Source organism: Flavobacterium humi (assembly GCF_004745595.1).
In the GTDB taxonomy this organism is placed as follows: domain Bacteria; phylum Bacteroidota; class Bacteroidia; order Flavobacteriales; family Flavobacteriaceae; genus Flavobacterium; species Flavobacterium humi.
This window is the reverse complement of sequence record NZ_SRLH01000004.1, coordinates 317326-330503: the sequence shown is the minus strand read 5'-3', so window position 1 is coordinate 330503 and position 13178 is coordinate 317326. Positions and strand designations below refer to the sequence as shown.

The 13178-nt window shown below is 41.2% G+C and carries 11 protein-coding genes; 9 read left to right on the top strand and 2 right to left on the bottom strand.

What is annotated here, in order from left to right:
- Nucleotides 1-603, bottom strand: a complete 603-nt coding sequence (locus E4635_RS09115; protein WP_135526325.1) for a trimeric intracellular cation channel family protein — start codon at nt 601-603, stop codon at nt 1-3.
- Between the two features lie 41 nt (nt 604-644).
- Nucleotides 645-1388: an RDD family protein gene (locus tag E4635_RS09110; protein WP_135526324.1), complete on the bottom strand. Its 744-nt coding sequence runs from the start codon at nt 1386-1388 to the stop codon at nt 645-647.
- Nucleotides 1389-1408: 20 nt separating this feature from the next.
- Between E4635_RS09110 and E4635_RS09105 the strand changes: the two genes are divergently transcribed.
- From E4635_RS09105 to E4635_RS09065, 9 genes are all read left to right on the top strand, one after another.
- Nucleotides 1409-2371 carry a stage II sporulation protein M gene (locus E4635_RS09105; RefSeq protein ID WP_135526323.1) on the top strand — a complete coding sequence of 321 codons (963 nt, stop codon included), beginning with the start codon at nt 1409-1411 and terminating at the stop codon, nt 2369-2371.
- A 1-nt stretch (nt 2372) separates the two neighbouring features.
- Nucleotides 2373-3182 (top strand): DUF4129 domain-containing protein, encoded by an 810-nt coding sequence (locus tag E4635_RS09100; protein WP_135526322.1) that lies wholly within the window; start codon nt 2373-2375, stop codon nt 3180-3182.
- A 2-nt stretch (nt 3183-3184) separates the two neighbouring features.
- Nucleotides 3185-4402: a DUF4350 domain-containing protein gene (locus tag E4635_RS09095; RefSeq protein ID WP_135526321.1), complete on the top strand. Its 1218-nt coding sequence runs from the start codon at nt 3185-3187 to the stop codon at nt 4400-4402.
- A gap of 27 nt (nt 4403-4429) precedes the next feature.
- Nucleotides 4430-5437 carry an AAA family ATPase gene (locus tag E4635_RS09090; protein ID WP_135526320.1) on the top strand — a complete coding sequence of 336 codons (1008 nt, stop codon included), beginning with the start codon at nt 4430-4432 and terminating at the stop codon, nt 5435-5437.
- 17 nt (nt 5438-5454) lie between these two features.
- The gene (locus E4635_RS09085) at nt 5455-6786 is read left to right on the top strand and encodes a DUF58 domain-containing protein (protein WP_135526319.1); all 1332 of its coding nucleotides are present in this window, start codon (nt 5455-5457) and stop codon (nt 6784-6786) included.
- A gap of 10 nt (nt 6787-6796) precedes the next feature.
- Nucleotides 6797-7588 carry a TrmH family RNA methyltransferase gene (locus tag E4635_RS09080; protein WP_135526318.1) on the top strand — a complete coding sequence of 264 codons (792 nt, stop codon included), beginning with the start codon at nt 6797-6799 and terminating at the stop codon, nt 7586-7588.
- A gap of 70 nt (nt 7589-7658) precedes the next feature.
- On the top strand, nt 7659-9878 hold the full coding sequence (locus E4635_RS09075; RefSeq protein WP_135526317.1) for a RelA/SpoT family protein: 2220 nt from the start codon (nt 7659-7661) through the stop codon (nt 9876-9878).
- Between the two features lie 198 nt (nt 9879-10076).
- Nucleotides 10077-10547: a DUF6790 family protein gene (locus E4635_RS09070; protein WP_135526316.1), complete on the top strand. Its 471-nt coding sequence runs from the start codon at nt 10077-10079 to the stop codon at nt 10545-10547.
- A 104-nt stretch (nt 10548-10651) separates the two neighbouring features.
- The gene (locus E4635_RS09065; protein WP_135526315.1) at nt 10652-13162 is read left to right on the top strand and encodes a T9SS type A sorting domain-containing protein; all 2511 of its coding nucleotides are present in this window, start codon (nt 10652-10654) and stop codon (nt 13160-13162) included.
- Nucleotides 13163-13178: the final 16 nt, after the last annotated feature.

Sequence of the window (13178 nt, the reverse complement as noted above, 5' to 3'; positions counted from 1 at the left end):
TTATCCTTTTTCCACAGGTTTTAAAGTCCATCTGAATTTTACAGCCATTAGCCTGATAACAATGATGACCAAGGAAGTGATCAGGTACAAAAGATCATTGTCCAGGTGCAGTTCTTTCAGTCCAAAGAATACTATTCCACCGGCAATGCAAATAGTCGCGTAAATTTCCTTCCTGAAAATCACAGGAATATCATTACAGAGGATATCCCGGATAACACCTCCAAAACAGGCAGTCATGGTGCCTAAAGCTATACAGATGACAGGATTAAGATGAATATTGATTCCTTTTTGAAGTCCGATTAAGGTAAAAACACCCAATCCGATGGTATCAAACAAAAACAATGACGTCCGGAACCTGTCGAGTTTTTTCCGGAAAATCAAGGCTATGGTAAATCCTATCAGTATGGCATATACATAATTGAGGTCACGCATCCAGCCTACAGGGGTCCTTCCTATCATGACATCACGCAGGGTCCCGCCGCCGACAGAAGTAACAAACGCAATAATCAGCACCCCAAAAGGATCCATTTTTTTATTCATTGCGGTCAAAGCCCCAGACATGGCAAAAGCCATAGTCCCGATAATATCCAAAAGGTAAAACATTGCGATTTTTATATGAAAAGTTGGCAGCGTACTAAACGAAATTACATATCCTTCGTGTAGAAATTGTAATCTTTGATAATGATCCTGATGAAATCAGATTCCAGTTTTGACTGGTTTTTGATACCGGTCACTTCTTCGATCTTTGCCCTGAGCTTGCTGATGATCTCAAAATCACCGTTAGTCCTTGCTATTTCAAAAGTATCTTTGATAATCCTTACATCGTTGTCGGACAATTTTATCACCGACGGATAGGTAGGTATATATTCCGAACCCAATTCTTCCAGGATGGTATGGTTTATGGTAATGCTGTTTTTTAAGGTAATTACCGCAGTCCCGGCAGCAATATCGCCTATCCGTTGTGTCCTTTTGTTAGATCCCATCGCCACGAGCCCGACCACGATAAAAATAGAGTTTTTTTCGATAGCCCTGAAAATCCAGCGAATCAGGTAATCCCCGAAACCGGCCTGGTAACCATCGATTTTGACTACTTTGATCTTGACCAGCTTTTTTCCGAAAGTCTGTCCTTCAAAAATACTTTCCAGGGTAATGGAATAAATCAGGACCGGGAAATAAAAAAGAATGATTATAGCCATATTGGACCAATAATCCATTTGGGCCATTTTATCGGTCAGGCCCATCCAGTAAAAGAAAATGTAAAAAACGACAATCCCGTAAGCTGTTTTTATCAGAAAATCCAAAAAGCTTGCCAATATCCGCTCTCCCACGGTAGCAGCCGTAAAATTTATATTAACATTTTGCGTCGTATTTATGGATAGTTCTGACATATTTTATATTTTAGCCGACAATGAGAGAAATTGCATTTATAAAACAAAATAAACAAAAGTGGCTTGATTTCGAACAGGTAATTTTTGGCAAAACTAAAAAAAATCCTGATGAAATTGCTAATTTATATGTTCAATTAGTAAATGACCTGTCGTATGCCCAAACATACTACCCTAAAAGCAAAACAGTTGTCTATTTAAATTATTTGACTTCTCAAATATATCAAAAAATTTACAAAACAAAACGTGCCCAGACCAATCAGCTGGTTTATTTCTTCAAAACGGAAGTCCCGCTGCTTGTTTATGAGTACAAAAGGTATTTATTGTATGCTTTTGTCCTTTTCTTTACCATAGTGACCCTTGGGGTGGTTTCGGCGAAATACGATGAAAACTTTGTCCGTTTGGTCCTTTCCGACGCCTATGTAAATGAAACCCTGGAGAATATAAAGGAAGGAAATCCTGTAGCCATCTACAAATCTGGAAGTGACTGGGGGAGTTTTATAGGTATAACGGTAAACAACCTAAAAGTTGGGGCCTATTGTTATATCTATGGACTGTTGGGCGGGATTGGGACTTTGTATGTTTCCTTTCAGAATGCCATAATGTTAGGTGCTTTTCAGTATTTTTTTTACCAGCAAGGCGTTTTTTGGGAAAGTGTCAGGGGCATCTGGATACATGGTTCTATGGAAATTTTCGCCATTGTGATTGAAACCGCAGCCGGGTTCATTTTAGGAGCTTCCATATTATTCCCACAGACATTTTCAAGGGTGAATTCCTTTAAGATTGGTTTTAAGAACAGTTTCAAGATATTTTTAAGCACAGTTCCCTTTACGGTTGCCGCCGGTTTCCTGGAAGGCTTTATCACACGGTATTCCATCGATATGCCTATTTGGCTCAGCAGTTTTATTATCCTTTTTACTTTGGCTGTCATTAGTTTTTACTATTTGGTCTATCCTTTTATAATCCACAAAAAGCAAAAAGCATAATATGTTGTCATTTTCCATAAACTGCCTTAAAAAAGCAAACGCTTTACTATGCCTTTTCCTTCTTTTGCCTTTGATGGGTTATGGTGTGGAAGATTCTCTGGTTGTAGCCAAAACGCATACTACTGAAACACAAACTCCTAAAAAAACGGTTTTCCAGGAAAAGGACATCCTGGTAGATACCGATACAATCGAAGCCCGGGCTTTTGATGCGAAATTCAAATCAAAATATACGGATGAAGCCTTCACCTACGAATTCAAATCGAAAGAAAAAAATGCCTGGGACCGTTTTAAAGAATGGCTGGCGGGTATTTTCCAGCGGTTGTTCAATTTTGCCAGCAATGAATCTTCTATGAATTTTGTTGAGATCCTGCTAAAATCCATTGCGGTACTTATCGTGGTATATGTCATTTATATGATTGCCAAAGCGATATTAAACAAGGATGGACAATGGGTTTTTGGGAAAAATTCCGATAAGAAAATCATCCATCATGAAGATATTGAAAAAAACATCAAGAATATAGATTTCGAAAAACTGATCCAGCAAACATTAAAATCAGGGGAAAAAAGGCTGACCATCCGTTATTATTATCTTTGGCTGCTTCAAAAAATGTCTGAAAAGGAAATTATCGAATGGGATCTTGAAAAAACCAATTCCGATTATGCATACGAAATAAAAAACCCGAAGCTCAAAGAGGATTTCGCCTATTTCTCCCATCTTTACAATTATATATGGTATGGTGAGTTTGAATTGGACGATATGACTTTCGAAAAAGCGAAAAACAGCTTCGATATTACCCTAAAAACAATCTGACAATGAGTAAATCAGTTAAAATATACATTGTATTTCTGGTCTTGCTCATGATTGGCATTGTGGTTATAGATGCCAATTCGCCAAAACCGATAAACTGGACGCCAACCTATTCCCTCAAAGACAAAATACCTTTGGGCTTGTATGTCCTTGACCAGGAAGCCAATACTCTTTTTAAGGGTCAGGAAATCGAAAAAGTAAATGTGACCCCATATGAATTCCTGAGTGATAAATTCGACTACGGGGACGATGATACCGATACCCTCACTTATGATTATCAAATTAAAGGGACGATCCTGAATATTTCGGAATTTTCAAAACTGGACGATCAATCCGTTGAAGAATTATGCAACTTTGTAAGCTATGGCAATACAGCCTTTATAAGTTCTAAAGAGCTTCCGCAATATTTGTTGGATTCCTTGAAAATAAAGACAAACCTGGAGTTTAAAACAACAGACAGCATTTACAATTGGGTGGCCAATCCTGCATTGGGCACAAAAAAATATAAAATAACCGAAGGGTTGGGCAATACCTATTTTTCCAAAATAGACACCTTGAATACCACCGTTTTAGGATACCAAAGCGGTGATTCTACAAGGGTAAATTTTATCAAAGTGAAGTATTACGACGGGCAATTCCTACTGCACACCCAGCCGGCCGCTTTCACGAATTTCCATTTACTCAAAGACGACCATTACCAATATGCCGAAAAAGTACTTTCCTACATCCCGAAAGAAAATATTTACTGGTACACCAAAGGTCAAAACGGTGAAGTCATTTCCGAATCGCGCCTGCGGTATATTTTGAGCCAGCCGGCTCTCGAATGGGGCTGGTGGATTGCCCTGATGGGAATTGCAGTTTTTATGATTTTCAATGCCAAACGCAAACAACGGATTGTCCCTATAAAAAAACCGTTGACCAATACCACGGTGGAATTTATCAGGACCATCGGGAATTTATACTATCAGGAAGGGGACCATGGCACCATAATCGATAAAAAAATCATTTATTTCCTGGAAAAGATCCGAAATGAATATTTACTGGATACCACAAGGCTCGATGATGATTTCATAAAAAAACTGCATCTTAAATCCGGAAAAAACATAGCGGATATCCAAAAAGCGGTATTTTTGATCAACACACACCGCAGAAGCCCGAATAACAGCATTGAGGCTGATTTGATACAAATCAATAACGCCATTGAAAAAATAATACACCACTAGCAAAAATAAAATCTCAAACATACCATTATGGAAGATATAACCAATACGGAAACCCAAACCGGAAACGTCAATTTCGAATCAAGAATAAACCTGTCGCCCCTTTTGGACAGCATTACGGCCATCAAAAACGAACTGGGGACAGTTATTGTAGGCCAGGAAAAAATGATCGACCAGTTATTGGTTGCCATCCTTTCAAACGGCCACGTTTTACTCGAAGGTGTTCCTGGTGTTGCCAAAACCATCACCGCTAAATTATTGGCCAAAACCATGCAGATCGGATTCAGCAGGATTCAGTTTACACCGGATTTGATGCCTTCGGATATTTTGGGAACTTCTGTGTTTGATTTGAAAAAGTCAGAATTTGAATTCAAAAAAGGGCCTATTTTCTCCAATCTGATCCTTATCGATGAAATCAACCGTGCCCCGGCCAAAACCCAGGCAGCCTTGTTCGAAGTTATGGAAGAAAGGCAGATCACTATTGATGGCCATGCCTTTATTTTAGACACCCCGTTTTTGGTAATTGCCACACAAAACCCGATTGAGCAAGAAGGGACATACCGTTTGCCAGAAGCCCAATTAGACCGTTTCCTTTTTAAGATTGCCATCGATTATCCGAAATTGGACCAGGAGATTGCCATCATCCAGCGGGAACATGCCTTGCAAAACCACGGAAAACTCGAAAACATAAAAACAGTGCTTACTGCAGCAGATATCCAGCACTACCAAACATTGGTCAAACAGATTATCGTAGAACATAATTTAGTGGAATATATTGCTAAAATTGTCGTGAACACCCGTGAAAATGCCTTCTTGTATTTAGGGGCTTCTCCTCGTGCTTCCATCGCTATCCTGAATGCAGCCAAAGGTTTTGCAGCCATCCGCGGGCGTGATTTTGTCACTCCAGAAGATATTAAAGAAGCGGCCATTCCGGTATTGCAGCACCGTGTCATCGTAACTCCCGAAAGAGAAATGGAAGGCATTACCAGTATCGAAATCATCAAACAGATCATTGAAACGGTTGAAATACCACGATAAACTTAAACAAAAGCCAATTGGATTTCTTTAAAAAACTATACCTCAATAATTTCTTTTTCTACGCCTTGGGCGGAGTGGTTGCCTTATTTGCCTGTGCTTTTATTTTCCCGGCACTATTCAATATGGCGCGGTATATTTTATTGATATTGATGACTTTCCTGCTGTTGGATGTCCTGATTTTATTTTTTGCCAAAAGCGGGATCGAAGCCAAACGGATTACGCCTGAAAAATTATCCAATGGTGATGAAAACCCAATCAGTATCAGCATAAAGAACTTCTATACTTTTCCTGTTTCCTTAAAAATCATCGATGAAATCCCTTTTCAGTTCCAGGTCAGGGATTTTGGGATTACCCGAAAAGTAAAAGCTTCCTCCCTGGATGAAATCAATTATTTCCTAAGGCCTACCGAACGCGGAGAATATTCTTTCGGGAGCCTGAATGTATATGTTTCTTCCCCTTTGCGGATCATTTCCAGGCGGTTCACCTTTGACCAGGGCCAAATGGTGCCTACCTATCCGTCCTACATCCAGCTGCGGAAATACGATTTGATCGCTTTTTCCAATAATTTATTCCAATACGGCATCAAAAAAATCCGCAGGATCGGCCATACCATGGAATTTGAGCAAATCAAGGAATATGTTCCCGGTGACGATATCCGGACATTGAACTGGAAAGCCACAGCCAAGAAAAATTCGCTGATGGTCAATCAGTTCCAGGACGAAAAATCGCAATCTGTCTACATGGCCATTGACAAAGGCCGTGTGATGAAAATGCCTTTTAACGGTTTGAGTTTACTGGATTATGCGATCAATGCAACCTTGGTACTCTCGAATGTCATCCTTAAAAAACAGGACAAGGCGGGCATGTTTGCTTTTTCCAAAAAGGTGGAAAACAGGGTTTTTGCAGAAAAACGCTCCTCGCAAATGTCCAAAATCCTCGAATCGCTGTACAATATCAAAACCAATTATTTCGAAAGCGATTTCAGCCGTTTGTATGTGGATATCAAAAAAAACATCAACCACCGGAGCTTGATCATCTTATATACCAATTTTGAAACATTGGACGGGTTGCACCGCCAGTTGCCTTATTTGAAAGGGATTGCAAAAAGCCATTTGCTGGTAGTCGTTTTTTTCAACAATACCGAATTGAACCAGCTCATTGACAAAAAATCAGACAGCATCCAGGAAGTGTACGACAAGGTCATTGCCGAAAAATTTGATTTTGAAAAACGCCTCATCGTTAATGAATTGAAGAAATACGGCATCTATTCTGTCCTGACCCAGCCCGAAAACCTTACTTTGGATACCATTAATAAATACCTGGAAATAAAGGCCAGGGGAATTTTGTAACTTTGCTGCGATGAAACAAATTACTTCAGTACAAAATCCGTTTATAAAATCCCTGGTTTTACTACAGGAAAAAGCAAAAGCCCGGAAACAATCAGGCCGTTTTTTAATAGAAGGGCAACGTGAGATGGAATTGGCCGTTAAGGGCGGATTCGAAATCGAAAGCGTTTTGTTCCTGCCAGACCTGATTCCGGCATCGCAAATAACCAAATTGCCGCTCGGGAATGCTGAATTAATCGAAATATCGAAAGAAGTATACCAGAAATTAGCCTATAGGGACACCACCGAAGGTATTTTGGCCGTAGCCAAAACCAAACCGTTTGACTTAGCTGCACTCCAGTTATCCGAAAAACCACTCATCCTTGTTGCCGAAGCTCCTGAAAAACCCGGGAATATAGGCGCAATGCTCCGTACTGCCGACGCAGCCCATATTGACGCTGTCATTATCGCCAACCCAAAAAGCGATATGTTCAACCCTAATATTGTACGTTCGAGCGTTGGCTGTTTGTTTACCAACCAGATTGCGACCGGTACAACCCAGGAGATCATCGATTTCCTAAAAGCCAGGAATATCAATATGTATGCGGCAACGCTGCAAAATTCGACAGCCTACCATACACAGGATTATACGAAGCCTACCGCGCTGGTAGTGGGAACCGAAGCTACGGGGCTTTCTGCAGAATGGAGGGACAATGCCACCCAAAACATCATTATCCCAATGCAGGGCGAAATTGATTCGATGAATGTTTCGGTAGCAGCCGCGATACTTATTTTTGAGGCAAAAAGACAGCGTGGCTTTCAATAATGGGTAAAAAAAGGACTCTTGTGTATATCAGTAGTAATTTGTAACTTTAGGGAATAAGAAGAGGTATGCTATGGTCGAAATTGATATAGAAAAAGAAAACAAAGCGATTGCACAGGAATACAAGGAATTGCTTCGCATAAGTTATCAGACACTTTCTCCCGAAGACAAAAAATTAATCCGAAAAGCTTTTGATGTCGCCGTTGAAGCGCATCAGGACCAACGCCGCAAATCGGGAGAAGCCTATATCTTCCACCCTATCGCCGTGGCAAAAATCGTAGCGGGTGAAATCGGGCTTGGCGCCACAGCCATCGCAGCAGCTTTAATGCATGATGTCGTTGAAGACACGGATATTACGGTTGAGGATATCGAAAAATTGTTCAATCCTAAAGTAGCCCAGCTGGTGGAAGGCCTGACCAAAATATCGCAGGTCAAAAAAGACATGAACATTTCGATGCAGGCCGAAAACTTCCGTAAGATGCTGCTCACGCTCAATGACGATGTCCGGGTAATCATCATCAAGCTGGCCGACAGGCTGCACAATATGCAAACCATGGAATCCATGGTCGATTACAAGCAGGTCAAAATCGCATCGGAAACCTTATACATTTATGCTCCGCTCGCCCACAGGTTGGGTTTGTACAACATTAAGACACAGCTAGAAGATTTAGGATTAAAATACACGGAACCAGCTGTTTACAACGATATTGTAAGCAAAATAAAAGAAACCAAAGAAGAACAGGATGCGTATATCAAAAGTATTTCGGACGTCCTGAAAAAATCCCTAGATGAAGAAGGTGTCGAGTACATCATCAAAGGCCGCCCAAAATCCATCTATTCCATCCGCAGGAAAATGGCGGCACAGAATGTCAGTTTTGATGAAGTATACGATAAATTCGCCCTTCGCATCGTTTACAAATCCAATCCGCACGACGAAAAGTTTTTGGCCTGGAAGATTTATTCGGTGGTTACCGATCATTACAGGCCGAGCCCGAGCCGATTGCGCGACTGGATCTCTTCCCCAAAATCGACAGGATATGAAGCCCTGCATATTACCGTTATGGGGCCGCTGGGCCGCTGGGTGGAAATCCAGGTGCGAAGCGAACGGATGGATGAAATTGCCGAAAAAGGCTATGCTGCGCATTACAAATACAAACAAGGCGCCAATGAAGAGAGCGGTTTGGACGTTTGGCTGAATTTACTCAAGGAAGCACTGGAAAATGCCGAAACCAATGCGGTGGATTTTGTGGAAGATTTCAAGATGAACCTGTATGCCAAGGAAATTTATGTCTTTACGCCAAAAGGGGAAATAAAATCATTGCCCAAAGGAGCCACTTCCCTCGATTTTGCTTTCAGCATCCATTCGGAAATTGGCATCAAGACCCGCGGAACCCGTGTCAATGGAAGATTAGTCCCGCTGAACCATGAACTAAAAAGCGGCGACCAGATCGAAATCATCACTTCCCAACATCAGAAACCAACCATCAACTGGCTTGATTATGTGACGACTTCAAGGGCCAAAAACAAAATCCGCAACGTTCTTAACGAAAACACCAAGAAAATTGCCGAAGACGGAAGGGAAATCTTAAGCCGTAAACTGAAACACCTGAAGATCACGCTCAATGAGCAGACTATCAACGAACTTGTAGCATTCCTAAAACTGAAAACCAGCCTGGATTTGTTTTACAGGGTTGGAATCGGTTCTATTGACAACCAGCAATTAAAAGATTTTGCCGCCCAGAAAAGCAATACGTTTATCAATTTCTTCAAGAACAAAATCAAAAGAGGGCCATCCGCCAATCCTGAACTGATCCAGAAAAATGAATTGTCAAGCAGTTACGACATGCTGGTTTTCGGGGTGGAACAAGACAAATTGGATTATAAATTATCCACTTGCTGCAACCCTATCCCAGGCGATCCTGTTTTTGGTTTTGTAACGATAAACGAAGGGATCAAAGTCCATAAAAGAGATTGTCCCAATGCCATCAGCATGCAGTCAAACTATGCTTACCGTATCATGCAGGCCAAATGGATCGATTCCTCACAACAGGATTTCAAGGCGATCCTGGAGATAACCGGCATGGACAGTTTGGGGCTTACCAATGAATTGACCCGTGTCATTTCCAACAATATGCACGTAAACATCCAAAGTATTTCATTGAGTGGCGAAGCCGGGATTTTCAACGGGACTTTAGCGGTTATTGTACCGAATAACACCATTTTGAAAAAACTGATCGATAATATAAAAAAAATCGATGGAGTCGATAAAGTGACAAGGGTTTACAATAGTTAAAAACAACTGCAAATTCCATATCAGAAAATAAATATCCCGCAAATTCGTAACGCTTCTCCCGATAAAAAGTTACGGAGTGATAACGATACCGCATTGGCGATTAGGCATGTAGAAAGAAATGATGCAACAATACAATAAAAAAAGCATCTATACGTTAAGAATTATCTTACACCATTTTCAATCGCTAAAAGCCTGCGTATGACCAATAAAATTTACATTTTCAGTGTTTCGCTTTTAACTTTTTTCCTGCCTGTTGTTTGTTTCTTTATAGAAGCAATACGAAACGGCAGTACTTTCCTTTCTTTCGATTTATTTGGCAAATGGTTCATTTTCTTCGCTGTTGGATTTCGTTTGTTTATCGCAGGCATAAAACAAATTAAAGATCCCGGGTTTACAGCTAAACACATTTTCCAAATACAAACAGAAGAAAGTTTTCCTATTGTCCGGGAACTCGGATTTGCCAATCTATGTTTTGGGTTAATAGGCATTGTTTCTTTATTCCTGCCCCAATGGAGGATTGTCAGTGCTTTTGGAAGCGGGCTTTATTATGGGATCGCAGGGCTTCAGCATTTGATAAAAAAACCGGCAGGGACAAACGAAAAATTTGCTTTGGCAACCGACCTCATTATATTTGGTATCCTTTTATTATACTTTGTAAAATCAATTTGATATGCCATTAAAACACTATTGAAACTAAATAAGCCTTTACGTTCTTTTATTCATAACACATAACATCTACCCAAAAAACATAATCTACTTAAAAGTTTAAAACCATGAGAAAGACTACTTTCCTGATTATTTTGATACTATGGCAATTCCAAAATATATTTTCGCAGCAAATCCCTTTTACTTCAAGAGGAATTGGCGGAGGAGGTGCCATGTTTTCCTTATCGATAAATCCTACAGCCGATAACGAATATTACGCTTCATGCGATATGGGCGAATTGTTCCACACCACAGATTTTGGCCTGCATTACTCCCAGGTAGATTCCCAAAAAATAATAGGCGGGCATAATTCGAAAGTATGCTTTACTTCCACTCCAGGGATTCTGTATACCATCAGTTATGCTAACGATATGGCTATTCCCATGAAAACTACAGATGGCGGAACCACATGGAATCCTTTACCGGGAAATCCGGATAGCAGCGAAGAAACTTTTTCTATCAACGTAGATTACAACAATGCGAGCCGCGTCATCATTTCTTATTATGGCGAAATTTATTTTTCCAGTAACGGAGGAAATACTTTTACCAACATCCATAATGCTGCAAATTCTGGCCAGGGCAATACGGTAGGCGGTGTTTTTTTTGACGGCAACACCATCTTTATCGGTACCAATGACGGACTGCTCGTATCTGGTAATGGCGGAAGCTCATGGGCTACATCCCCTATTACAGGAATTCCGGTGGCCGATAGAATCTGGTCCTTTGCAGGAGCGAAATCCGGTGGCATTACCCGATTATTCTGCCTCACCGCAGCTGCAGGAGATATTTATCCAGGGCTTCCCGGTTCGGATTATGACGGGTTTATGAAAGGCGTCTTTTCAGTAGATTACGGAAGCGGGAACTGGACTTCCAAAATGACTGGAATCACTCCAGGCACTGATTTTCCTATGTTCGTGGCTATGGCCAACAATGATATCAACACGGTATATTTGGCAGGAAGCAATTCAGCTGGCGTTCCCACTGTGCTGAAATCGGTTAATGGAGGTAATTTGTGGAATCATGTATTTAACAGTACCAATAATGCCAATATCAATACCGGCTGGAGCGGACAGGGAGGCGACAGAGGCTGGGGTTATGGCGAATGTGCCTTTGGTATGGCCGTAGCACCAAATAATGCAAACAAGGTGATTTTTGGCGATTTTGGTTTTGTCCACAAAACAACTAATGGCGGTAGTACCTGGCAACAGGCTTATGTTGACGCGAGTACGCAAAACAATGCCAATTCCAATACGCCACCTTTCAAATCCTATAAAAGCATCGGCTTGGAAAACACGACCTGCTGGCAAATACATTGGACAAATGCCAATAAAATGTGGTCTTGTTTTTCTGATATCAAAGGGATTAAAAGTGATGACGCCGGAACTTCATGGTCCTTCAATTATACCGGCCACACTGCCAATTCCAGTTACAGGATTGCACAGCATCCGGTCAATGCCACACTGTTTATGGCCACATCGGGCGTACATGATATGTATCAGAGTACCCGCCTGGCAGATGCCCAATTGGACGCCAATGACTCGGAAGGAAAGATTGTATATTCTACCAATGAAGGCCAGACATGGCAAAACCTACACGTATTTAATCATCCTGTATTCTGGATTACCCTTGACCCCAACAATCCCAATATAGCGTATGCCAGTGTGATCCATTATGCCAATGGTACAGGCGTTGGCGGTATATACAAAACGACAAACCTGAACTTGTTGGCCGCATCCACCTGGACATTGCTCCCAAATCCGCCGCGTACCGAAAAACATCCGGCCAGCATCACGGTATTGAATGATGGAAAAGTAGTTTGCACCTATTCCGGAAGAAGGACAAGTTCCTTTACCGCAAGTTCCGGTGTTTTTATATACAATCCGGCTTTAAATTCATGGTCTGACGTTTCGCATTCCGGCATGCAGTATTGGACAAAAGATTTAGTGATTGATCCGAATGACGCATCGCAAAACACCTGGTATGCTTGTGTTTTTAGCGGTTGGGGCGGGCCGCCAAACGGATTGGGAGGACTATACAAAACAACAAACAGGGGGACAACCTGGACCAAACTTACCGGGACAACCCTAGACAGGGCAACTTCGTGTACCTTCAACCCTTCAAATCCCAATCAGCTTTTTATCACAACGGAGGTACAGGGCTTATGGGTTTCTTCCAATATCAATGCGGCAACACCTGTTTTTTCCAGGGTAGCTTCTTATTTGTTCCAACAACCTGAAAGGGTTTTCTTCAATCCTTACAATCCCAATGAAATGTGGGTTTCCAGTTTTGGAAATGGAATGAAAGTAGGCGATTTGTCTGTGCTTTCACTGGCCGAAAACAACGTGGCGCAAAACAGCAGTACGCTTTATCCAAATCCGGCGCATGATTCTTTTTCCATCAAAAACAGTAACAATGAAACAAGCCAATATACCATCCGGGACACCAATGGAAAGATACTGGCCATCGGGAAAGCGCAAAACAATCAGGAAATAGACATCCGTCATTTTCAAAAGGGACTTTATTTTATTACAATCCAAACCGAAAATGGCAAAAAGTCCTTTAAAATCATCAAAGAATAATTACAGGAAGATTTTC

What these genes read in the sequence shown, in the direction of transcription:
- E4635_RS09115 (WP_135526325.1), bottom strand. Translation starts at nt 603, where the DNA reads ATGTTTTACCTTTTGGATATTATCGGGACTATGGCTTTTGCCATGTCT.
- E4635_RS09110 (WP_135526324.1), bottom strand. Translation starts at nt 1,388, where the DNA reads ATGTCAGAACTATCCATAAATACGACGCAAAATGTTAATATAAATTTT.
- E4635_RS09105 (WP_135526323.1), top strand. Translation starts at nt 1,409, where the DNA reads ATGAGAGAAATTGCATTTATAAAACAAAATAAACAAAAGTGGCTTGAT.
- E4635_RS09100 (WP_135526322.1), top strand. Translation starts at nt 2,373, where the DNA reads ATGTTGTCATTTTCCATAAACTGCCTTAAAAAAGCAAACGCTTTACTA.
- E4635_RS09095 (WP_135526321.1), top strand. Translation starts at nt 3,185, where the DNA reads ATGAGTAAATCAGTTAAAATATACATTGTATTTCTGGTCTTGCTCATG.
- E4635_RS09090 (WP_135526320.1), top strand. Translation starts at nt 4,430, where the DNA reads ATGGAAGATATAACCAATACGGAAACCCAAACCGGAAACGTCAATTTC.
- E4635_RS09080 (WP_135526318.1), top strand. Translation starts at nt 6,797, where the DNA reads ATGAAACAAATTACTTCAGTACAAAATCCGTTTATAAAATCCCTGGTT.
- E4635_RS09075 (WP_135526317.1), top strand. Translation starts at nt 7,659, where the DNA reads ATGGTCGAAATTGATATAGAAAAAGAAAACAAAGCGATTGCACAGGAA.
- E4635_RS09070 (WP_135526316.1), top strand. Translation starts at nt 10,077, where the DNA reads ATGACCAATAAAATTTACATTTTCAGTGTTTCGCTTTTAACTTTTTTC.
- E4635_RS09065 (WP_135526315.1), top strand. Translation starts at nt 10,652, where the DNA reads ATGAGAAAGACTACTTTCCTGATTATTTTGATACTATGGCAATTCCAA.